The sequence below is a fragment of the Bifidobacterium tsurumiense genome (genome assembly GCF_000741765.1).
GTDB classification, from domain to species: domain Bacteria; phylum Actinomycetota; class Actinomycetes; order Actinomycetales; family Bifidobacteriaceae; genus Bifidobacterium; species Bifidobacterium tsurumiense.
This window is the reverse complement of record NZ_JGZU01000006.1, coordinates 1-23376: the sequence shown is the minus strand read 5'-3', so window position 1 is coordinate 23376 and position 23376 is coordinate 1. Positions and strand designations below refer to the sequence as shown.

19 protein-coding genes are annotated in these 23376 nt (G+C 51.3%); 14 read left to right on the top strand and 5 right to left on the bottom strand.

What is annotated here, in order from left to right:
• Positions 1–367 precede the first annotated feature (367 nt).
• Entirely contained in the window at positions 368–1714 is a 1347-nt protein-coding gene (gene gdhA / locus BITS_RS03415) for an NADP-specific glutamate dehydrogenase (protein ID WP_026642493.1), read from the bottom strand.
• 436 nt (positions 1715–2150) lie between these two features.
• On the opposite strand from gdhA, the gene BITS_RS03410 reads away from it, so the two are divergent.
• From BITS_RS03410 to BITS_RS03350, 13 genes are all read left to right on the top strand, one after another.
• On the top strand, positions 2151–3605 hold the full coding sequence (locus BITS_RS03410; protein WP_026642492.1) for a GH1 family beta-glucosidase: 1455 nt from the start codon (positions 2151–2153) through the stop codon (positions 3603–3605).
• 285 nt (positions 3606–3890) lie between these two features.
• Positions 3891–4895: a LacI family DNA-binding transcriptional regulator gene (locus BITS_RS03405; RefSeq protein ID WP_238556535.1), complete on the top strand. Its 1005-nt coding sequence runs from the start codon at positions 3891–3893 to the stop codon at positions 4893–4895.
• A gap of 381 nt (positions 4896–5276) precedes the next feature.
• The gene (locus BITS_RS03400) at positions 5277–6656 is read left to right on the top strand and encodes a gluconate:proton symporter (RefSeq protein WP_238556534.1); all 1380 of its coding nucleotides are present in this window, start codon (positions 5277–5279) and stop codon (positions 6654–6656) included.
• 282 nt (positions 6657–6938) lie between these two features.
• The gene (locus BITS_RS03395; RefSeq protein WP_026642488.1) at positions 6939–7685 is read left to right on the top strand and encodes a sugar phosphate isomerase/epimerase family protein; all 747 of its coding nucleotides are present in this window, start codon (positions 6939–6941) and stop codon (positions 7683–7685) included.
• Positions 7686–7737: 52 nt separating this feature from the next.
• On the top strand, positions 7738–8709 hold the full coding sequence (locus tag BITS_RS03390; protein WP_026642487.1) for a sugar kinase: 972 nt from the start codon (positions 7738–7740) through the stop codon (positions 8707–8709).
• On the top strand, positions 8706–9335 hold the full coding sequence (locus BITS_RS03385) for an orotidine 5'-phosphate decarboxylase / HUMPS family protein (RefSeq protein WP_026642486.1): 630 nt from the start codon (positions 8706–8708) through the stop codon (positions 9333–9335). The genes BITS_RS03390 and BITS_RS03385 overlap by 4 nt, the downstream gene beginning before the upstream one ends.
• Positions 9336–9543: 208 nt before the next feature.
• On the top strand, positions 9544–10098 hold the full coding sequence (gene hxlB, locus BITS_RS03380; RefSeq protein WP_026642485.1) for a 6-phospho-3-hexuloisomerase: 555 nt from the start codon (positions 9544–9546) through the stop codon (positions 10096–10098).
• 337 nt (positions 10099–10435) lie between these two features.
• Positions 10436–10876, top strand: a complete 441-nt coding sequence (gene mscL, locus BITS_RS03375) for a large conductance mechanosensitive channel protein MscL (RefSeq protein WP_026642484.1) — start codon at positions 10436–10438, stop codon at positions 10874–10876.
• A 204-nt stretch (positions 10877–11080) separates the two neighbouring features.
• On the top strand, positions 11081–11800 hold the full coding sequence (locus BITS_RS03370; protein ID WP_026642483.1) for a LytR/AlgR family response regulator transcription factor: 720 nt from the start codon (positions 11081–11083) through the stop codon (positions 11798–11800).
• Positions 11801–11830: 30 nt separating this feature from the next.
• The gene (locus BITS_RS03365) at positions 11831–13153 is read left to right on the top strand and encodes an ATP-binding protein (protein WP_238556533.1); all 1323 of its coding nucleotides are present in this window, start codon (positions 11831–11833) and stop codon (positions 13151–13153) included.
• Between the two features lie 246 nt (positions 13154–13399).
• Positions 13400–16645, top strand: coding sequence for a glycoside hydrolase family 3 protein (locus tag BITS_RS03360; RefSeq protein WP_238556536.1), 3246 nt, complete (start codon positions 13400–13402; stop codon positions 16643–16645).
• A gap of 20 nt (positions 16646–16665) precedes the next feature.
• Entirely contained in the window at positions 16666–17127 is a 462-nt protein-coding gene (locus tag BITS_RS03355) for a hypothetical protein (protein ID WP_026642480.1), read from the top strand.
• A gap of 142 nt (positions 17128–17269) precedes the next feature.
• The gene (locus tag BITS_RS03350) at positions 17270–19711 is read left to right on the top strand and encodes a glycoside hydrolase family 2 TIM barrel-domain containing protein (protein WP_026642479.1); all 2442 of its coding nucleotides are present in this window, start codon (positions 17270–17272) and stop codon (positions 19709–19711) included.
• A gap of 248 nt (positions 19712–19959) precedes the next feature.
• On the opposite strand, the gene BITS_RS03345 is transcribed toward BITS_RS03350, so the two are convergent.
• Positions 19960–20538, bottom strand: a complete 579-nt coding sequence (locus BITS_RS03345) for an NADPH-dependent F420 reductase (protein ID WP_026642478.1) — start codon at positions 20536–20538, stop codon at positions 19960–19962.
• A 133-nt stretch (positions 20539–20671) separates the two neighbouring features.
• On the opposite strand from BITS_RS03345, the gene BITS_RS03340 reads away from it, so the two are divergent.
• The gene (locus tag BITS_RS03340; protein WP_044259390.1) at positions 20672–21049 is read left to right on the top strand and encodes a winged helix-turn-helix transcriptional regulator; all 378 of its coding nucleotides are present in this window, start codon (positions 20672–20674) and stop codon (positions 21047–21049) included.
• 161 nt (positions 21050–21210) lie between these two features.
• Here the strand turns inward: BITS_RS03340 and BITS_RS03335 are convergent, their stop codons facing one another.
• The 3 genes from BITS_RS03335 to BITS_RS09475 all read right to left on the bottom strand — a co-directional run.
• Positions 21211–21432, bottom strand: a complete 222-nt coding sequence (locus BITS_RS03335) for a hypothetical protein (RefSeq protein ID WP_026642476.1) — start codon at positions 21430–21432, stop codon at positions 21211–21213.
• A 416-nt stretch (positions 21433–21848) separates the two neighbouring features.
• The gene (locus BITS_RS03330) at positions 21849–22856 is read right to left on the bottom strand and encodes a virulence RhuM family protein (RefSeq protein ID WP_026642475.1); all 1008 of its coding nucleotides are present in this window, start codon (positions 22854–22856) and stop codon (positions 21849–21851) included.
• A gap of 176 nt (positions 22857–23032) precedes the next feature.
• On the bottom strand, positions 23033–23376 hold a 344-nt coding region (locus BITS_RS09475; RefSeq protein WP_044259379.1), incomplete at its 5' end, for a hypothetical protein.

Below are 23376 nucleotides of genomic sequence, written 5' to 3'. Positions count from 1 at the left end.
GTTTCGTTCTTTGTTGTTTCTTTGGTCCTTATTTGTATTCCTTAGCTTTAAGGAGCGGATGAAGAAGCATCACAGAGTTGGATGAAGAACGGGGGAGTGAGAAAGTAGGGCTGCACGCGAATCGTGTCTCTGTTTATATGCCTTGGGCCTGCCGGAGCAAGGCACATGTCCTCGTTGCAGTATTATGCCTGCGGCATACTTTGATGCAATCCACTTTGAACTCCATTTTGAACATAGCCAGTTCATAAAGTGGGTCATATAGTTGATGGCCTGTGACCTCCAGCAGATGCGGGAAATCACAGGCCATCTCGAAATCGTGTGAATAGTGCTGATTCAATGTGAGGATCAGCCCATCACAGTGTGAGCTTTACAGAATGCCCTGAGCCACCATTGCATTGGCGACCTTGACGAAGCCGGCTGCATTAGCGCCCAGCATCAGATCACCCTCATGGCCATATTCCTTGGCTGCAGCCAGAGAGTTGGCAACGATGCTTTCCATAATGCTCTTGAGCTTGGCATCGGTCTCTTCGAAGGTCCAGCTCAGGCGATAGGAGTTCTGGCTCATTTCGAGACCGGAAACAGCCACACCACCTGCATTGGCAGCTTTTGCAGGACCATACAGCACATTGGCGTCTTGATACACGGCGATCGCTTCAGGAGTGGAAGGCATATTGGCGCCTTCGCATACCACGGTGCAGCCATTGGCCACCAAGGTCTTGGCGGATTCTTCATCAATCTCGTTCTGCGTTGCACATGGCAGTGCGATATCACACTTCACGGTCCATACGCCCTTGCAATCCTCATGGTATTCAGCACCAGGAACGCGATCTGCATATTCCTTGATGCGCCCACGATTGTTGAGCTTGATATCCTTGACAACATCCAACTGGATGCCATTCGGATCATAAACATAGCCATTGGAATCAGATGCGGTAACGACCTTTGCACCCAGTTCCTGAGCTTTTTCGGTGGCGAAGACGGCAACATTACCGGAACCGGAGATGGCGACGGTCTTGCCCTTGAAGGAGTCGTTACGCAGGACGCGCAGGGCCTCGGCAGTGTAATAGCACAGGCCATAACCGGTGGCTTCGGTACGAGCCAAAGAACCACCGAACTCAAGGCCTTTGCCGGTGAGCACGCCGGAATACTCGTCGCGGATGCGCTTGTACTGGCCAAAGAGATAGCCAATTTCACGGCCGCCGACGTTGATATCGCCAGCAGGAACGTCGGTGAACTGACCGATATGACGCTGCAACTCAGTCATGAATGCCTGGCAGAAGCGCATGACTTCAGCATCCGACCTGCCCTTGGGGTTGAAGTCAGAACCGCCCTTGCCGCCGCCCATTGGCAAAGTGGTCAGGGAGTTCTTCAAAATCTGCTCGAAGCCGAGGAACTTTACCACGGATTCGGTAACGGTGGGGTGGAAACGCAGACCACCCTTGTATGGGCCGATTGCAGAGTTGAACTGGATACGATACCCACGGTTTACCTGCACGGCTCCGGAATCATCAACCCAGGCGACGCGGAATTTGACCACACGTTCAGGTTCGACAAGGCGCTCGAGGACGCCGTTGGCTTCATATTCGGGATGCTTGGCAACAACCGGTTCAAGGCTTTCAAATACTTCCTTGACCGCCTGGAGGAATTCAGGCTGGTTGCCGTCACGCTGTTCCACTTGGGCATAGACGCGCTTCACATATTCGTTGGTGAACATGGGTCTCCCTTGGATTGATTTCTAGTTGACGGCTCAATTCTATGGTGAGGCATACCGATCGTCCATATTTTTGTCCGAATAGTGACCCTGTTGCAGAAGCCTGAAATATGGCTGAAAACAAGCTAATATCTTCGATGATGTCGGCCTTGCGATACGGCTGCGGATAACGATTACTGCATTCTCGCCATAAGAATTTGCCTCAATATTGGTGACAGGACCATATCTAGCAATGCAATTTGGCCTCCTTGATACAACACCCGGCCTGAGACATTATGAAGGTGTCAATATGGCATCTGACCCAAAGGTATGCCGAGGCAATTCGTTAACTACCAAGTGTTCCATTAATCGTCCATATCCGATACACTGGATGCAGCATAACAGATGCGTATGCCCAACGCAGGGAGAGCATCACCAATAATCCAACAAAGGAAGCACAATGAAGCGATACGAGTTTCTTAACCGGTTCATATGGGGGGCTGCCACAGCTTCATATCAAGTCGAAGGCGCAATACATGAGGATGGGCGAACGCCTTCGATTTGGGATACGTTCTGCGAACGTCCTGGTGTGATTTCTGACGGTTCTTCCGGAGCCGAAGCATGTGATCAGTACCATCGCTATGCCGAAGATATTGAATTGATGAAGAAGTTGGGCATCGATGCATACCGACTTTCCGTCGCATGGCCTCGTATATTCCCTGAACTCGGTGGTAAGGTCAACCAGAAGGGTGTTGATTACTATCTGCGTCTTCTCGATGCTCTTCGTGATGCCGATATCAAGCCAGTTGTGACGATGTATCACTGGGATCTTCCGCAATATTTGGAGGATCGAGGAGGTTGGACGAATCGCGATACGTCTAAGCGATATGCAGACTATGCCGAGACCCTTGCGAAGGCATTCGGCGACCGTGTAGACATTTGGACAACCTTTAATGAGCCGTGGTGCTCTGCATATTTGGGATATGGCAACGGCATTCACGCCCCGGGTATCGCCGATTACGGCAAGGCTTTGGACGCCGTCCATCATCTGAATCTGGCTCATGGTCTGGGCGCACAGGCAGTGCATGGCGTGCTTGGCGATCAAGCCAATATCTCCGTGACGCTGAATTTGGCTGTGCATATTGCTCAGTCAGATAGCGAAGCCGATATTGCGGCGAAGCGTCGTGCGGATTTGATTTCCAATGAGGTGTTCCTTGGGCCGATGCTTGAGGGACGCTACGATCCGGAGATTTTCGAGGTCACTGCACAGGATAGCGACTGGTCTTGCATTCAAGAGAGTGATTTGGAGATTATTCATCAGCCATTGCATTCGTTGGGTTTGAATTATTATGCGACCACGCATGTGCAGGGCTTGGAAACACCTAAGCAGCATACAGCAGCGGTGTGGGGAGAGAACCCTGTGCCAGCACAGGAAATTGTGGATGTGCTGCCTCCTGAGGGCGAATTGACTGCGATGGGTTGGAACCAGGAGCCCGAAGGCCTGACCAACACCCTAGTTGAGCTGAGCAAGCGATTCCCCGATCTGCCGCTTATGGTGACAGAAAATGGCTCTGCCTGGGATGATGATGTCAGTGAGGGCGAAGCGGTGTCGATTGAAGGTGCCAATGCCGAAAGTGATATTGAGACTCACGGCAAGATAGTGCATGATCCCAAGCGCGTTGCATACCTCAATGCCCATGTCGGCGCTGTGGCCAAGGCTTTGCAGCAGGGCGCCAATGTGATCGGATACTTCGCATGGTCTTTGCTGGACAATTTCGAGTGGTCATTCGGATACACCAAACGATTCGGCATTATCCGCGTCGATTACGATACGCAAGTGCGTATCTGGAAGGATTCCGGTCTGCGATATCGCGAAATCGTGCACGACAATGCTATTGAGCTTGATGAGGCCTAATCTCGGCTATTGAGATAGCTTCAGCAATCGTGCGAATTCGCCGATGAATGGGTGGGTGGTCGTCGATTCGACAGCCCACCCATTGCGTTTACGTTCATGGTATTGCGTAGGAAGTCTGATTCAACCGTCTTCGAATAAGGCCTCCGATATATAGGAATGACATATTCAGTATGATTCACCGTGCATGTGTACCGGTGAACATTGCTTGTGATACGCTGATTGCACAGACGGATGGTGCCTTGCGATGGCAGGGTGAAGCAGTGGGGTCATATGAGCAGGAGTAGGATGAATCGGCAGCCGAGCATGGGTGATGTGGCTCAGGCTGTGGGGGTTTCCAAAACTACGATTTCGCGGTATTTGCATGGCGAATTCGGCTATATGTCGCCTGATACGAAATCTCGAATTGAAGCTGTTATTAAAAAGTTGGGGTATCGTCCCAATCGCATGGCTCAGGGCTTGAAAGCAACCGTAAGTCATATGATCGGCGTGAGTGTGGCCGATATCGGCAATCCCTTCACCTCCCTGTTATTGAAGGGCATTCAGCTGGAATGCAGGTCCAGGGATATTCAACTGCTGGTCAGTGATGCAAATAATCAGCCTGCTGTGGAGCGGGCCAATATCGAGTCGCTGGTCGATGCCCAAGTGGACGGGCTCATTGTGAATACCACAGGGCGTAATGATGAGTGGCTGGGGCGAGTATCACAGTCGACAGAATCAGCCATGGTGATGTTGGATCGCATTGTGCAGCCGATTATTTGTGACTGCGTCGCCACGGATAATCATGGGGCGTCGTTTGCCATGTTGGATCATCTGGTCGAACAGGGCTTTGATTATGTGATTTTCGTATCGTGCCCCAGCGAGGGAATATCGACGCGAATTATGAGACGCGAGGCCGTGGAGCAATACTTCCTTGATCGTGCCGTGGATGGCGAAGTGCTGGTGTATCGCCAAGGCGAGGCGGATTTGGCGGAACGATTAGGCACTATCATTGCCGAACACAACGATCGACGCGTGTGCTTGTTCGCCAATAATGACGAGACGATGCAAGATGTTCTGGAGGCGTTGAACTCCGAACAGCGGCGTGCTCTTGGGTTGTGTGCATTCGCCAATGAGCGCTGGGCGAAATATAGCGGTGACGGCATCACTTGCCTGGATCAGTCGCCTGTTGAGATGGGTCGTATTGCCGCCAAGAAGCTCATTGCTCGCGCATACGATGGCTTCCAAGGGGAATACACGTTGGAGGAGATTCCGGCGCAATTGCGTGTCTATGCTTCGACTACGCGTCATTAATTCATGGCAATAATCATTGGAGTGCAGGCTGTCTTGACAGTCGTTGCGTAGATGATTGCCCGAACAACCCTGTGCGGAAGCGGTCGGCTGGAGCTCATGCGAGGTCGATGGCTTCCGTGAACTGTGGTTTGGGGTCGCCGCCATTGAAAACCTGTATGAGTGTGGACAAAGACCCGCTAATCCTCTTGATCGCCTGTAACCAGAGCGATCAAGGCTTATTGTCGCGATTATCCAATCCGGTCTCTGACATGCGACACGCCATAGTTAACCGTTACACATATAACCGTGTATGCTTTCTGTTAACCGATACACGTAACCGATAAACTAAATCGATAAACAGGTTGCGTTGCGAGTAGTAAACCTTATAGGCCAACAATCGGCATGAGGTATGCTGCAGATGCGGCATGGCTTATGCACAAGCTCAAGGAGGAGTGGATGATCGGGACATGGATCATGGGCATTCTGCTCATTGTTACCTTTGTCGGATTCATTGCCTACGCCATGCGCGGCGGCAATCTCACCGTCGGATTCTTCGTGTTGTCCGTGCTGTGGACGGGTGTGTATTACATCGGTGTGCTCACCGGCGATAACGAGCCCTTCAATTTCATCAAGGACACGTTCTCTCAGCCAGCACTGAATTATGGTGGTACTGCTGTACAGATCATCTTCGGTGCTTGGTTCGGTCGGGTGCTTGTTGATACGGGCATCGCCGCATCGATTTCCAACCGAACTGCCCAAGTGGGGGAGAAGCGCCCTGTTCTGGCGACCATCCTGGTTGCGCTCGTCACATGCCTTATCTTCACCAGCGCATACGGCGTCGGTTCGGCAATCGCCGTTGGCGTTATCCTCTTTCCCATCATGGCGCGCATCGGTGTGCCCAAGAAGATTGCGGTAAGCGTCTTCACGCTCTCAATCGGCGCCGCAATGTGGGTGAATTCCGTGCTCTTCGTGCAATTCGCGACCTTCTTCGAGGGTTACCAATCCCCTGACGGTCAGACGGTTGAATGGGGCAATCACTATTTGTCATTCGGCATAGTTGCCATGATCATTCAAATGATTGCCGTAATCCTCTTCATCCTGCTCAATGCCAAGAAGATCCGCAACGGTGAACCGTATGAAGTGGGCGATCCCAATGAGCGCGTCGAAACCAAAGAAGTTCCTGTATGGACGTATATTATGCCAATTGTTCCCGTGGCATTGAGCATATTTCTCAAGTGGGAGGCAGTGCCTTCACTGCTGATCGCAACTATTCTTACCTTCCTGTTCACAGGCAATATGAAGTCGTTGAAGGGCTTCGTCGAGAAGATGAATGGCACCGCAAAGGTCGCGATCGGAGATATCGGCGGATTGCTTATCATGCTGTTCTGCCTGACCATGTTCCAAGCCGCCGCCATTCGAGTGCTTTCGGGCTTCACCCCGATCTTGGGACAGTTCATCCCGAATAACGAGTTGGTACTGGCCCTGGCCGTGTTGATTCTTGCGCCGCTGGCCCTGTTCCGTGGACCTCTGGAGCTCTTCGGTGCAGGCGCTGCAACCGTGACCATTCTGCTTGGTCTGGGCGTATTCAACGGCTGGTTCCTCTATGCACTGTTGGTGATCCCCTCGACCCTTGGTGTTTCGGCCTGCTTCACCCAATCGTGGAATATGTGGTCGGTCGAATATCTCCAGCTGGATGCCAAGACCTTCCTCAAGACCGGTGTTCCGGTGTATTGGATTGCATCATTCTTCATCATGGGCGCAGCTTCATTGCTGCTCTTCTAAGCGTGGCGTCATGAAGTCGATGCGAAAGGTGCGGGCAATGCACAAGTGCTTGAGTGCGTCCTTTCCTCGTGCGCCATTTGTATCGACTTCACGGCGTCCGATATTTCTGAGCGGAATGGACAGAGGCTAGATAAAAAGGCAACTCAGCGGTTTGATGCCGAGTATCTTGCCCTGATTGCCATAAACCAATACCTGGTGCGGCCATCCACTCGATACCTTAACGCAACGGTATTCAATCACTATCCACTGCACAATCACTAACACAATCACTAAGGAGACATCATGACCACCATCGGTATCAACACCCTCGTCTATATGAGCGCATTGAAAGAAGGGACCGCACAGTCCGCTCTCCTTCCAACCATTGCAAAGCTCGGCATAACACTGGCTGAAGTTCGTCGCGAATTCATCTCCGATGATGCTGAATACGACGCAATCGCTCAATCGGCCAAGGACAACGGATTGGATTTGTTCTATTCCGTGCCCGAATCCATAACCATTGACGGTGACGTCAACCCGGGATTCGTCGGTTTCTTGGATGAAGCACAGCGCATGAGCGTCAAGAATGTGAAGTTCAACCAAGGAGACATCAAGGATGTGGATGCTGCTGTTATCGCTCGCATCGATAAAGAAGCCGATGCACATGGCGTGACGCTGAGCATTGAAAATGACCAGACCCCTGAAAACGGAACCTTGGCGTGCACGACTGCATCCCTGAAGCACATCAAGGAAGTCGGCGGCAATATCGGATATACCTTCGACTTGGGCAACTGGTTCTGGCGCGGTGAGGATGCCGATGCTGCATTCGAGCAGTTGAAGAACGAGATCACCGTATTCCACCTCAAGAATGTCAACGGTGCAGCGGAGCGCGACCAGCTCAGCACCACGATGTTGCAGGATGGAGTCATTAACTGGAAGGCCATGCTTCCTCAGCTGTCCGCAGATATCCCGGTATTCCTCGAATTCCCCATAGAAGAACAAGACGTTGCGGGACAGGTAGCAGCGGTGCGTGAAGTCGTTGAAGACTGAGGCTTATTCGCAAACCGCATTCAATCATTAATACTTAAGAAAGAGGCACATCATGTCAGAAGTCATGACCATCGGAGAGCCGATGGTGAATCTCATCGCAGACTCTCCCGAAACCTTTATGGAAGCCCGTACATTGCCACGCCAGATGGCCGGAGCGGAATTCAATGTGGCTATTGGTGTTCAGCGTCAGGGACATTCGGTCAGCTATGTCACCACATTGGGTAACGATTGGCAAGGCGATCTCATCGTGGATTACATGAACGGCATCGGTTTCGATACCACCGGTATTCGCCGTATGGACGGTGCCGCAACCGGATATCAGCTTAAAGTTCGTTCCAGCGATGGCGAGCCCAAGGTCATCTATTTCCGCGCCGGTTCAGCGGCTTCGCAAACCACGCCTGACATCGTGGATGACTTGTCTTTTGATGGATTGAAAGTGCTGCACGTCACCGGAATCTTCTCGGCGCTCACCGATAAGACCTATGAGACTGTCGAACGTCTGATTGACACAGCCAAGCAGCATGGAGCGCTGGTCACCTTTGATCCCAATCCTCGCCCAACGCTGTGGGATAGCGAGCAAAGCATGATTGAAGCCACCAATAAGCTCGCTGCCAAGGCGGATGTATTCATGCCTGGATTGAGCGAAGGCCGTCTGTTCTCCGGACTGGAAGATCCTCGTGCCATTGCCGATTACTACATGGATATGGGAGTTTCCAAGGTCATTATCAAACTCGGTGCCGAAGGGTCGGTGCTCTTCGAACGCGATGCTGACGGCAACCGTTTGGAAACCGTGGTGCCCAGCTTCGTGGTGGAAGTAGTGGATACCGTTGGCGCAGGTGATGGCTTCGCTGCCGGTGTGATCACCGGTTTGCTTGAGGGTCTGGATGACGAGCGTCTGCTCGAGAGGGCCAATGCCGTCGGAGCTATTCAGGTCACGAGCGTTTCCGATTCCGAGGGACTACCAACCACGCAGGAATTGGCGGACTTCATTGCCAGCACTCCTCGTCAGGAGGTTTCGCTGTGAAGTTGCAGGTTGCCATCGACCGAGTCGACATCCCTCGTGCAGAAGCCATAATTGATGCTGTTGGAGCAGATGCTGATGTTATCGAAATCGGCACTTCGCTGGTCAAGGAATTCGGTATGAAAGCGCTGACAGGTCTTACTGAGCGAGTAAAGGCGCAGGAAAACACGGCTATTTTGGGAGATATCAAAACCTGCGACGAAGGAAAATACGAATTCGACCTTGGTTATGATTGCGGTTTCGATTACCTCACGGTAATGGGATCGTCTTCAATGGGCACCTTGCAGGCTTGCTATGACTCAGCGCAAAACCAAAACGGTGTTATGATGATCGACCTGTTGGAATGCGATGAGGAGCGTATCGCCAATATCGCAGATTTTGAAGATGCCGTGTATTGCCTGCACACCTCAGTGGATTCCGGTGCAACGGTGGATCCGGTGGATCAGGTGGCCGCATTTCAACAGCGTTTCCCTCAGATCAAGCACATCGCGATTGCAGGCGGCATCAAGCGGGAGCAGTTGAGGGGTCTGGCTGAGCAAGGCGTGGAGATTGCCATAATGGGTTCGGCAATCACCAAGGCGGATGATATTGCTGCTGCATGCAAGGCCAGCAAGCAGGCATTTGCATGATCTGGAGGGCCTGATGTGGTGTTGTGGTGAATCTGATGCTTGATTTCGGATTCGCCACAACGCAGACGATTGTTTGGATGTTTTCGTCAATCGCCATATTGGGGTGATTTCGTCTTAGGAGAGTTTGGCTCGGTTCAATGCGTTATGCACAGGCGACCGTGAACCGTTGAGTTTTATGAACTTTTGAATTTCAAGGAAAGGACAAAATATGAGTGAATACAATGAACCGGTGCTCGGCACCATCGTTGAGGAAATACAAGGTGTTATCGCCAAAATGGATGAGGGCGATATCGATCACGCCCTGCCATTGATCACCAAGAATACGCGAGTATATGCAGCAGGTGAGGGACGTTCTGGATTCCAGGCACGCAGCTTCGCCATGCGCATGATGCATATTGGCTACACGAGCTACATGATGGGCGAAACCATTTGCCCATCCATGCACGAAGGCGATGTGCTACTGGCCATCTCCGGTTCCGGAAGCACCCGTCGCACAGTCGAGGATGCCGAGGCGGCAAAGAAGCTCGGGGTCAAGGTGATTGCCGTGACCTCCAAACCGGAGTCTGCGCTCGCACAGGCTGCGGATGCGATAATCGTGGTGCCGGGCCGTGTGAAGGGTGAGGCCGGTGGCTCCATTCAGTTGCTGAGCTCGCTGTTCGACCAGTCTGTGCATATTGCCCTTGATGCTTTGTGCCTGAAGATTTCGCGTCGAGACAAGGTGTCCGATGCACAGGCCAACGCCAACCACGCCAACGTCGAATAATTCGAGCTGGTTGTTTTCCTTCCAAGATGCCGCTCGTGTCAAATTGATGCGGGCGGCATTGTTTTGTGCGGTGCAATAGTTTGAGCTGGCGTCGGCATGGATGCAAAGGCTGCTCGTCGGTTTTTCCCGCTCGTTAACTCTGGTTCAGCAATAATTACTGCCTCTTCATTTCGGTAATGTTGTTGCCTCGTGTGCTAAATCTCACATGGTCAAAAGGCGGCAATTCCAGTGTTTTACTGCCGAAATGGGATATCCTTGAACTGGTGCGTTGTGTTCATGCGCACGGTTGGTAAGACTTTCAATATCAATTTCGAATATCAATATTCAAGGAGAACAGATGATAGACGGATTCAAGAAATTCATAGCCCGCGGCAATATGATTGACATGGCCGTTGGCGTGGTTATGGGCTCTGCTGTCACCGCTGTGGTCAATTCCATTGTGGAGAACCTCATCAACCCGCTGATTGCCATGATTTTCGGCGAGCCAGACCTGTCCGGCGTGCTCGCATTCACTTTCAACGGTGCCACCATTTCCATCGGTGCAATTCTCGGCGCTCTGCTGAACTTCATCATCATTGCTGCCGCCGTGTACTTCTGCGTGCTGGTTCCGATTAACAAGTTCCGTGATATGACCGAAGCCCTGATGGCCAAGACCAAGGCTGAAGAAGAAGCCGAGAAGGTTGACGAAGAGCCGGAACTCAGCGCCGAAGATCGCACCGTTCTGCTCTTGCAGGAGATTCGCGACTCCTTGGCTGCAAACAAGGCAGAAACCAAGTAATAATCGCCATAAGATGATGTAATCGCTGCAATGCCGGCTCCTGACGACTTATGGAGTCGGCATTATGCATTGCGCCAGACGCCGGCATGAGTTGTGAAACCCATGTCGGCGCTTTGTATGTTGCTGGCAAATATTGGACACTGTCCGCACTCACACGCTATCGTGTCGGATACGAGCGCTGACCAATGGTGAGGAGCAGATGTAATGTTTAGCATCGCTATTGTCGAGGATGACGAACAGGATGCCGCACGCCTTCGAGCATATATACAGCGCTATATGCAGGAGGAAGGCAATGGCGCGGAATGTAGTGTCGCCACTTTCCATGAGCCGACTCGATTCCTGGAAGAATACCGTGCAACTTGGGATATCGTGTTCATGGATATTGAAATGCCCAATATGAACGGCATGGATGCTGCGCGTCGCCTTCGGGCTATGGATGCTCAGGTCACGTTGATTTTCGTGACTAATATGGCGCAATTTGCCACCAAGGGCTATGAGGTTGACGCCATGGATTATGTGATTAAACCATTGTCATATCCTGATTTCAGCAGAAAACTCAGCAGGGCCATCGCCATCCGCACTGAGCGGTCATCGGCCGTATTGCTGATGCAGCGAGGCGGTGCCCAAAGGGTGTTGTTGCGCGATATCGCTTATATTGAAGTCCGTGGGCACAGCCTGATGTATCACACCAGCAAAGGGGTTATCACCGGTTCCGGAGCATTGCAAGAAGTGCAGGAGAAACTCGCCGAACGCGGATTCCTGAGATGCAGCAAGGCTTTTGTGGTCAACGTCCGGCATATCCAGGCTGTTCGGGGCTCCCAGCTCGTGATGTCTGGTGGAGTTCTGCTCAATATCGGGCGCACCTATAAGAAGACGTTTATGAGAGATTTGGCTACAGTGCTGGGCGAAGGACTGGTTCTGTAATCGCGGCAAGAAGGCATAAGGCAGGTACGAGTGGGCATCGACCAAGGATTAGGAATGCTGGTGCTGTTCTTCGATAGCACAGGAATGGTTGTTGAGCTTGGTATAGCAGCATTGATGTTTATGTGGTGGCTGCCCAGACGCAAGGCGTGGGTACTGAAGAGTGCCCTTTGCTTTTCAGACATGCTGGTGGTGACGTATGCATGGTCGCAGTGGGGGTTGCAGTCGCTATGGGCGATAACGGCTCAAAATATCTTGGTGTATGCCCTGGTTGTGGCTTGGATGCTGTGGTGTTGGAATATCAATCTGCGACAGGCGTTGTTCTATGTTGTCATGAGCGGGGCGTTGCAGCATCTTGTGTATCGTGGGGCACGCATTAGTTCCGTATGGTTGTCTGTGTCAGGTTGGGTTGCTGTGCATGATGTCGATGTGATGTATGCGGTCCTGCAAATTCCGCTGTACATTGTCGGATACGTGATTTTTGCAAGGCCATTGGTGAAGCAGGCCGTGATGTTGAAAGGGCATTCGATTTTCGCCATGTTGGTGGGAATGATGCTCTGTGTGAGTGTGTTCACGAATATGTTCAACCTGTCGGTAACGCCGATGCATGATTACCAGGCATACACGGTTTTCAGCCTGTTCGATTTTGTGACTTGTGTGTTTATGCTTGCACTGGGCATTGAATTGGTGGGTAAGCAGCAGGCTATGGCAGACAGTGCCATACTCCAGCAACTATTGCGTCAACAGAAACAGCAGTTGGAAAGCTCAAAAGAGACGATTGATGTCATCAATGTGAAAACGCATGATCTCAAGAAGCAAATCTCGTCGTTAGGTGCGGCGATTTCTGATGAACAACGAGCAGAACTTACGGATTTGGTTGAGATATATGACTCCAGCGTGAGAACCGGAAACGAAACAATAGATGTGTTGTTGGCGCAAAAAGCACTGTTATGCGAGCAGCGGGGAATTCAATTTGACCGCATGGTAGATGGTTCGTTACTTGGGTTCATGTCTCCTGCGGACATCTATTCTTTGCTTGGCAACGCATTGGACAACGCCTTAGAAGCCATTGGCCGGATGCCTCAGAACAGTTTGCGGTATCTGACGGTTCGCATACAGGAGAGCAAAGGCATGGCGATTATCCGCGTAGTGAATCCCTATGCCGGTGAATTGAAAATGCTTGATGGGTTGCCAGCCACGACCAAAGAGGATGTTATTAATCATGGGTTTGGAATGCGTTCCATTAAACTTATCGCTGATCAGTATGGCGGATATATTTCTGTGGCAACGGAACATAACGTGTTCAAATTGACGGTCATCATTCCTGTGCCCCAACAGCAGTCGCAGGCAAGATAGGAACAGCGATCATACGACGCAAGGTTTCAGTCATGCAATCCGCAGTCGGCAGCCGTCTTGTTGATTGAATATCCACTTTCGGCTGTTGTTTCACTCCGGTCAGAGCGCAATGGAGCCATGGCATTGGCGGGATAACGAAGGTCGATCGGCATGCGGCATTTCTTATGAGGTACAGGCAAAGAAGCACTGTGCTGAGTGCGGCAATCATTTCAGAAACCCCTATCCAATGTCGTTCACAGCGTGAAAATGACCATTCAGGAACCTCATCTTGGCGAAACCGATTCTATTTCCCACACTGGTAATGAAGCACTCGCTGTCGAGTTGCTCATGAAGTGTGTCAAGGAGGATGAGATGACCAAGCATGTGAGCCTATGGCGCGGCATAACCGCAGTCGGGGCTTTCCTTCTCGCCATTGCCATAATGGCTGGAGCGATTATGGAGACCTATCGAACGTCTTTGGATGCATTCGTAGGGACACGTAGTCAACGCACGGTGACCGATGCGTCGGCGGACGGAGGTGATAGCTGGACGTATCAGTCAGAATTCAAAACGGCGCAGGATGCCTATGAAGGCTTCAAAAACATGGCGATAGAAGAGTCGCAGGAGACTTCTGTTTTGCTGAAAAATGAGGATAACGCCCTCCCCATTTCCAAATCCGCCAAGATAACCATGTTCGGCGTGCGCAGCTATGCACCCGTATATGGCAGCTCCGGTGGCTCGGTCACCGATGGCAATTCCACGGTTCAAATAACGCAGGTGTTCCAGGACAGCGGGTTTACGTTGAATCCTGAAACGCTCAAGGCGTATGAATCGTATTTTTCAGACAAAGAATGGACTACGCCTAAATTCGGAGGTGGCATTCTGCCTGAATATGCCGATATTACGGCATATGACGATCCCAAAGAGCTGAGTCTTGACGAGCTCAAGTCATTGAATCCGGAATTTGCAAGCCAATATGCGAACTATGACGATGCTGCAATCGTCGTTGTGGGACGCCCTGCAGGAGAAAATGGCGATGGTTATTATCCAGGGGTACAAGGATTGGCCGATGGAGTGCATACCGTAACCGGCAATATCCTGTCGCTAAGTGACGAGGAGATGGCGCTGGTGAATGAGGCAAAGGCCAATTTCAATAAGGTTATTGTGTTGGTCAACTCGACGAATCCAATGGAAATCGCCAATTTGCAGGATGATCCGGATATCGACGCCATCATGTGGATTGGATATCCAGGTGCATACGGTTTCTATGGTGTGGCCGATGTATTGAACGGAACGGTATCGCCTTCGGCCCATTTGGGTGATGTCATGGCCAAGAATTCGGCTTTGGCTCCGGCCATGCGTAATTACGGCAATATTGCGTGGAGCAATGCATCCGATTTTGCTGAGGATGCTGCTGTGAATTCCTATCTCATCGAATCTGAGGGTATTTATACCGGATACCGATATTACGAAACTCGGTATGCGGATATCATCATGGGCAATGGCGGAGAACAGGCTGCCGCAGGCACGTATACCAATGCTGATGGAACCGTTTCGGATTCTGATGGTACGTGGAATTACGCCAATGAGGTGGTATATCCATTCGGTTACGGACTGAGCTACACAACTTTCCAACAGAATATCGACTCGGTGAGTGTGCAAGGCGATAAGAAGAGCGCCACAGTTGTTGTGACCACGACGAATACCGGTGAAGTAGCCGGTAAATCAGTGGTGCAGCTCTATGCTTCGGTGCCTTACACGGATTATGACAAAGCCAACGGAGTCGAAAAATCCGCCGTTCAGCTCATGGACTTTGAGAAAACGGATATGTTGGATCCAGGCGCGTCTCAAACCATCACCATGACGGTCGACTTGGCGAATTTGGCGAGCTATGACAGCGCAGGGGCCAAGACCTACATCGTGGATCCGGGCGATTATTACTTCGCAATCGGAACAGATGCGCATGATGCCTTGAATAACGTTCTTGCGGCGCAAGGATACGGTGTGAACGATGGCATGACGCAGGAAGGAAATTCCGCGAACACTTACAAGTGGACGTGGGATGGCGATGTGGATGCCGATACGTTCTCAGTATCGGATAATGGCACCGCCATCACCAACCAGCTGTCCGATGGCGATTATGCCATGGATTACAACGCTTTCGAGCCGGACACTGTCACTTACCTGACAAGGTCGGATTGGAATGGCACATTCCCGAAAACATATGAGGGTCTTCAGGCGGAAGGCCGCGTGGCCACGTTGCTGAACAACGATTTCATTGCGTTGAATACCGATGACGACGTCTCTGATATTTCCGTGGGTGATGAGTCCAGCAATTTGACGCTCAATGATATGAAGGGTGCTGACTTCAATGATGAACGGTGGTCAGAGTTGGTCAGCAAGGTTTCTGTTTCTGAGTTCATGCATTTTGCGGAGACGGCATTCCATGCCATAGGAGCCATTGATTCCGTGGGCCTTCAGGAGATGACCACTGATGATGGACCTGGCGGTTCGGATTCACACTATCTGAATGAAGGGCAATATCAAGGCACTCCTTATGCGGATGCAGACCAGTATGCCGATAAGAGCGCACGCGTCGCGCCATCTCCGGTGAATCTTGCATATAGCTGGAATAAGAATCTTGCCTACCGCAACGGTGAGGTGATTCTTGGCGAAAGCAGCTTGGTATTCAACTTGCCGATCATCATTGGCCCTGGCATGAATCTGCATCGCCACGCATACAACTCGCGCGGTGTGGAGTACTATTCCGAAGATCCAATTTTGTCGGGATACATCGGCTCGGCAGTGGTGCAGGGCGCGCAGTCCAAGGGCACCTTGGTGAACGTGAAACATATTGCATTCAACGATCAGGAGATCAACCGTTCAGGTATTGCGGTGTTCATGAATGAGCAAAAAGCTCGTGAATTGGAATTGCGCAATCTGCAGCAGGCAATGGAAGCCAAGGGGCGTTCGGCAACCTTCTCTGATGAGGATGCCGGTGATAAGGTCTACCAGCAAGGTGCGTTGGGCGTGATGACCTCATATAACCGCATCGGTGCAGTTGCATCTAGTGCCAATGCGGCGGTCATGACCAATATCCTTCGCGACGAATGGGGTTTCACCGGCTATGCGGTTACTGACTTCACCTCAGTATCTCCCCATGCTGCTCCAAAGGAATCGATTCTGGCTGGAACCTCGGCATTCTGCGGTTTCGGCAATCAAGGTGTGAGCTATTGGACGGCTGATGCGTTGGGTAGCGATAGGAATGTGCTCTCGGCCATTCAGCGCAATTTGCACTACTCATTGTGGGCGATCGCCAATTCCAATGCTTTGAATGGTGTGAACTCATCAACGCATACGGAATCCGTGATGACGTGGTGGAGAGCTGCATATATGGGAGCAATCGCCGTGGCGGGTGTGCTGACCGTGGCTGGCGTGCTTGGGTATGTGCTGGTCTCGGTACGCAAGGCTCGGTCTGTGAAGACTGATTCCCCAGCCCCGACCGCATGCTAATACGCAGGAAAGGAATTGATATGGTAACGACATTACGATTGCATATTCCCGAATTTGTCGCTGCTCTTGCTGCGGCTGTCGGAACGATACTCTACGTGGTGACCTCGGCCACCGGATATCTGGCAGGACAAGGTGTGAGCGTTATTGCGGTATCCAGTGGAATCATCGGAATCCTGGTTGTCATGATGACCGTATTCCTCGATACGAGACTGCAGCAATGGGCATTGGATGCGATGCTTATCGCTTCCGAGATCCTGTTCATTGTGGGCTTCGCCTACTTCGTTATGCAGCGAGTTCGTTTGGCTGCGGATATTTACTTTATCCCAGTGAATTATCCTCAGGCTGAACAGGTCGCATTGAATATCTCGCTCATCGGTGTGGCATGTTATTTCGTCGCCATTGTGGCCTTGATAGTCAGAGCTTTTTCTCGTCATCAAGAAAGGCATGTGGCCTTAGAAGTCGAGATGGCAGCATCCGCATAGCAAAGATATAAACATGCACGGCTGTGGAGGAAAGTGAGGGCTTTGCCGCCTTTCCTCAGGTTTCCGGCAAGCCCGCTCTTGCATATATGTAAGCGCTTCCTCCACACCGTTCACGAACACTGGTACAACTAGGAAATTCACTATGTACGCAATCAATTTCAATCATGATTGGGCTTATCGCCATCTTGATAGCGATGAGGGTTTCACGCCGGTAACCATTCCTCACGATGCCATGCTCGGGGAGAAGCGGCATGCTTTGGCTTTCAACGGTCCCAATGGGGGGTGGTTCGAAGGGCGAGACTACGAATATGTCAAGCATTTCATTCCGGACAATGCCTTGTTGGGGAAGTCGATGATATTGGAATTTGAAGGGGTGTATCACAATGCTGAGGTTTGGCTCAACGGAAAGCAATTGGGCTTCCGCCCATATGGATATACCAATTTTTATGTAGATATCACAAATTCGATTGAGTGGGGCGAATCGAATGAACTTCGTGTTATTGCGAGGAATGCCGATCAGCCCAATAGCAGGTGGTATTCGGGGGCGGGAATATATCGTCCGATAAGCCTATGGGCTGGCCCAAAAGAGCATATTGTGCCGGATGGCATAGGGGTACGGACGCTTGAGGAACATGGTGAAGGAGGCAGCGCCCGACTTGAATTCACGGTAACGACGACGGCCCCCGGGAAAGTGGTTGTCGATATTCCCTCGCTAGGTATTCAGCAGAGCTTCATTCAGGAATCAAAGACCGGCTTTTTCGTTGTTGAGGTGCCATCTGCGACACTGTGGTCTCCGGCCAATCCTGTGCTTCATTCCTGTGATGTGCGATTCATATCGGATACAGGTGATGAGGATACTGCGTCGGTCAATTTTGGCATTCGCTCGTTGACTTGGGGAGATGACGGTCTGCTTATCAACGGTGAGCGTGTGATTCTTCAGGGTGCATGTCTGCATCACGATAATGGCATTTTGGGTGCTTGCGCATACGCTGATGCCGAGGAACGCAAAGTCCTGCTCATGCGCAATAACGGCTACAATGCCATTCGTTCCGCGCATAATCCTTGTTCCAAGGCCATGCTGGATGCCTGTGACCGGTTGGGCATGTTGATGATGGATGAATATATCGATCATTGGTATATTCACAAAACCCAGCATGATTACGTTGAACATTTCGATCAATGGTGGCGCGAAGATTTGAAGGATATGGTGAACAAAGACCGTAACCATCCAAGTGTCATCATGTATTCGACGGGAAACGAGGTTAGTGAGACCGCGCAAGATCGGGGAATAGCGCTTGCACAGGAGATGACTCATTGGTTGCATGAGCTTGATCCCAGCAGACCAGTGACCTGCGGCGTGAATATCTTCTTCAATTTCCTCAGCTCGATTGGTCTTGGCCAGTACTCGGATAAAAAAGCGGCTCGAGAACTTGAGCAGGCTCAGCAACGCAAAGATGCCGGCGAAGTTCCAGAGAAGCATCGTGCGGTTGGAAGCGAATTCTACAACAATATGGCCGGTTTGCTGGGTGCTGACTTCATGAAAACCGGTGCGACGCTTCCGTTCTGCGATTGGGTTACCAAGGATGCTTTTGCCGCCATGGATGTTGCGGGATATAACTATGGAATAAAGCGATATCGCCGGGATCTGAAGGCGTATCCCCATCGCCTGATAGTCGGAAGCGAGACATTCTGCAGTGATGCGTATAAGTTCCGCGAACTTGCCAAAAGGAATCCGCGTCTGATAGGCGATTTTGTGTGGGCAGGCATGGATTATATGGGCGAAGTCGGTGTCGGAGCCTGGGAATATGAGGACTATGCCGACCTGAATATCGGCTTTGGATGGTTGACTGCGGGATCAGGACGTTTGGATCTCACCGGTAAGCCTTTAGGAGAGGCATATTACACTCGAGTGGCACTGGAGCGGGATGCTGGACCATTCATTGCGGTTCGTCCCGTAAACCGCACTGGCGACAAGCATTCCTCAAGTGCATGGAAGATGAGTAATGCCATCGATTCATGGAGTTGGGAAGGCTGCGAAGGCAAGAAAGCGCAGGTCGAAGTGTATGCCCGTGCCGCATCCGTTGCTCTGGTTGTCAATGGGCGTGAGGTCGGACATAAGCGCATGAAACATGATTGTGTGGCTCGTTTCTCGTGCACTTATGAGACTGGAGTAATCGAGGCGATCGCCTATGACTCCAAAGGCAAGGAAATCGGGCGTACCAATTTGGTGAGTGCCAAGAAAGAAACTCGGTTGTTGGCCGAATTGGAATATGCAAAAGATGGAAGGGTGATGCCTGGCCGGATCGTGTTTGTCCGTGTGCGATACGCCGATGACGAGGGTGTGACGAAACCTTTGAAGAGAGGTATTGTGCACATGAATGTTGATTCCGGCAAACTGCTTGGCTTCGGTTGTGCGGCACCGTACAACAAGGGGGGTTTCCTGAGCGGTGAAACCGATACTTACTACGGGGAAGCTCTGGCTGCAATTCAAATTGATGATAATGCGGCGGGCTCCTTCGTGAAGGTCGAAGTGACGGATGGGGGATTGTCTGATGTTTTGGAGATTCCTGTGTTCGGTGATTGATCAGGGAGTGTTGGGTTCCGCTCCAGATATGGTGGCGATATCGTTCAGTTATTCGGCGTCGGCACTGTTTGCGATTGATTAACGCGGTGTTCGTTCACTCAGGGGAGGAAGGGTGTATTCCCTATGGAATTACCCTTCCTTGCTGTACGGCTCTTACCAATAGGTTGGCCGAATTAGGTGGCGAAGGCGCTGTTCAGAGCCGATTGATTGGTCGGTTCTGAACAGCGCCTTATGAAATGGATTTAGACTCAGCGGGTGATGGTGTAGCCGCCGGTGAAGCTGATCTGCTCGCGCACAGCCAAGGCGAGCTGCAGGAAGCCGAAAGCTTCGAGTTCACGGGCGCGCTTCAGGGAACCGGCGTCAATGGCGTCCAGACCTGCGGCCTTGACCACATCCATAAGAGACTTCTTGGCATCGTCGTCATCTCCGGCAACCTGAACCACGGTGGTGGCTTCGCCGACCTTGCCGGAAGCCAAGGTGGCGGCGAAGTTGGTGTTGAAGGCCTTGAGCACCTTGGCCTGTGGAAGCTTGGCCTGAAGTTCTGCTGCTGCAGAACCGTCAGCAGGGGTGACCAACGAATCGAAGGTGGAGAAGTCCAACGGGTTAGTGATGTCCACAACGGTCTTGCCGGCAAGCTGGTCACCATAAGTGTCGGCAATGGTGGCAAGCGCTGGATATGGAACGGCGAGCACAACGATGTCGCCTTCAATGGTGGTGCCTGCCGGGGTGGAAGCGTCCAAGACCTGAGACTCAATACCAGCCTTCTTGAAGACGCTGGCGATTGCGGAACCCATATTTCCCTTACCGAAGATTGTTGCGTTGGTCATATTGTTCTCCTTTGGTTGTGGCGTACGGTCCGCACGTCACTTCGTTATGTTGCTTACATTTTGTAAGTGATGCCTTTACGCTATCACTAACATTTGGTTAGCGTCAAATCGAAAAATGCGTTATGCTGTATCCATGACTCAGAAGGATATGTGTGACGGATACGAAAATCCGCAGAATTACAACGTTTTTGCGGCGCAGTGTCCGTCCAGAAAATTGTTGACGGACGCGACACGCCGATGGAGCATCCTGGTCCTTGCGGCTTTGCTAGGCCAATCTCGGCGCTTTGGTCAGCTCCGCAGCGATGTGGAAGGCATCAGCGACCGTATGTTGTCGCAAACTCTTGGGCTTCTTGTTGAGGATGGTTTGGTGGCTCGTGATGACAGCGGCGATGCTCCCATCTATTCCCTCACGGAACCGGGGAAGACCGTGGCCCAGCCCACCGCTCAGCTGTTTACGGCAATCTACCAAGCATTGGACCAAATGCCTGAGGGAGATACCTTGAGTGCGTGAGCATCGCGGGGAATTGCCTGCGTCGGGTAGTTGCATTGTGCAACGAACCCATATATGCAGCGCACCCCGACTCGGACGCGGATACTATGTACCTCGCGGTCTCGAATCGGGGTGCGATGTTTATGACGGACGCGTACGCTTGCCCATCATGGAAGAGGAACTTACTCGTCCTTGCGCAGCTCTTCCTTGGCGTCGTTCTTAACTTCGGTTGCTGCCTTCTCAGCTTCAGCCTTCTTGACCTCGGCGTCTGCCTTGATCTCGTCGATCTTGTCGCCAGCCTTGTCGGCCAGGTCTGAGGCCTTGTCCTTGAGATCGGAAGCTACGTCGGCGATCTTCTCGCCAGCGCTCTGAGCTGCATCCTTGATGTTGTCAATAATATCCATGGGGACTCCTTACTGGTTAGCCGCTTATGCGGTGATGTTCACATGGTCCAGGCGCTGTTGGATTCTCAAAAGACTTGGAATTCTCAGACAACGTCCACTTCCTAACCTAAGGGCAATTGCTGTTGCTCGTGAGGAATATGTCAAAGGCGAAACCGCATGAAAGATGCGATAATGGAGGTTTGGGGATGCATTGGTAATTGCTGAGAGTTGCTGTTTGCTGAGCGCTGGTGGTTGCTAACCGGTAACCGCTGTTTAGACATGCGATTGCCATGTTGCGTCCATGCAATGTTGCGAGCATAGCGAGGCGCTGTTTGCAAGTGGTGACCGACTCCTCTGCAGGTCCATGTGCATATATTATTTGAACTGGTGCCTTCTGGGGTCGGTCGTCGGTTTCGCTATGCATTACGCGTTATGCGTCACGAGTTACGCTTTGATGTACCAATTGTTTTGGCAAATTTATCAAAATCGCTTTCTCGCGCCGCGTCCCATTTGCGAAACTCGTCTAATGCTTTTCTTTTCATTTGTTCATGTCTTCGAGTTCCTTTGCCTTCTAATACCGGCAGTCCGGAAAGAGAAATGTACTGGTCAATTAGGGCAATGCACTCTTTCATGCTCGTCAGCGTGTGATTCAATACGCGAGTTTCCACGAGATCCAGCAAACCTGTAGTCAATGTATTCAATGATTTGATCTCGTGCTCTTGTAAATAGTTCTTTGCAACAACAACATCGCTGGAATGAGGATGCCCCTGGGGTGAGCCTTTCCAAGTGGTTAAACCCATGTTGGGTTTTGAGGCATCAACACGATCCATCACGATTTCTGCAGCCGTCTGTTGAGTAATTGCGTAATGCATCTTATTTTGGCAGTTTGCAAAGAAGTCCTTTGCTATCTGAGATTTTGCATCATAATCCCAACTGACCTCACTGAATAGATCTGTGATTTTTTGCCAGAAACGGCGTTCGCTGGTCCGTATATCTCGTATGCGGTCGAGCAGTTCATCGAAATAATCATCGCCAAAGGGTTTGCCGTTCTTGAGCAAATCGTCATTGAGTACAAATCCTTTGACGATATATTCACGTAGTACGCCTGTCGTCCATTGGCGGAATTTGGTGGCTTGTTTGCTGTTGACGCGATATCCTACTGCGATAATCGCATCCAAATTATAGAACGATACTTCCCTGGAAACCTGTCGGGAGCCTTCTTGTCGAACTATCCGGAATTTCCGGATAGTTGCCTCGCGTTGCAACTCCTCGGTTTTGAAGATATTTCCCAAGTGCTCGTTCACAGTTCGCACGTCTACGCCAAATAGTTCTGCCATTTTTTGCTGGGTCAACCAAAATGTCTCATTTAGGTAGGTGACCTCAACAGGGACATTACGACCATCTTCCTGATACAGGATGATGTTTCCTTCTTGTGGGGTTGTCATCGTGACCCTTTCCAATTTCAGTCAATGTGATTTGCGCTGTGCAATATTGATCCAGCGTTACACTCGTTTGTTTGTATCTGGTGCTTCCCATGCAGATGCATCCAGTAACGTCGGTCAGAAGTCTGTTTCCGATTCAAGTGTCGTTTCTTCAATATTAGTTTGGTGCGATATGAGATTCACGAAATGTAGACGATGTGGATAACTGTTTTATCGTTCGATGTTCTGGGAGTGTTGAGAGACTGCTCGATGAATTTTGGGGTTATTGGCCAGAATGTGTGTCTGAAATCGCCTCTCATGCCTTGTGCTGCAAGGTCTGAGAGGTGTTTGAATGTGGCGGTGGGGACTTTCGAGGTCGGCCAGAATGTGTGTCCGGAACGGGACGTGGCGCGTTGCGGGGCAAGGCCTGGGAGCCGTTTGAATGTGGTTGTCTGAATGGTATGAGAACCCACTTTGCCCGAATGCCACGGAACGATGAAGAAGAACGGGAAGACCTCCGCAGGCAGGACGGCGCTGGCGGTGC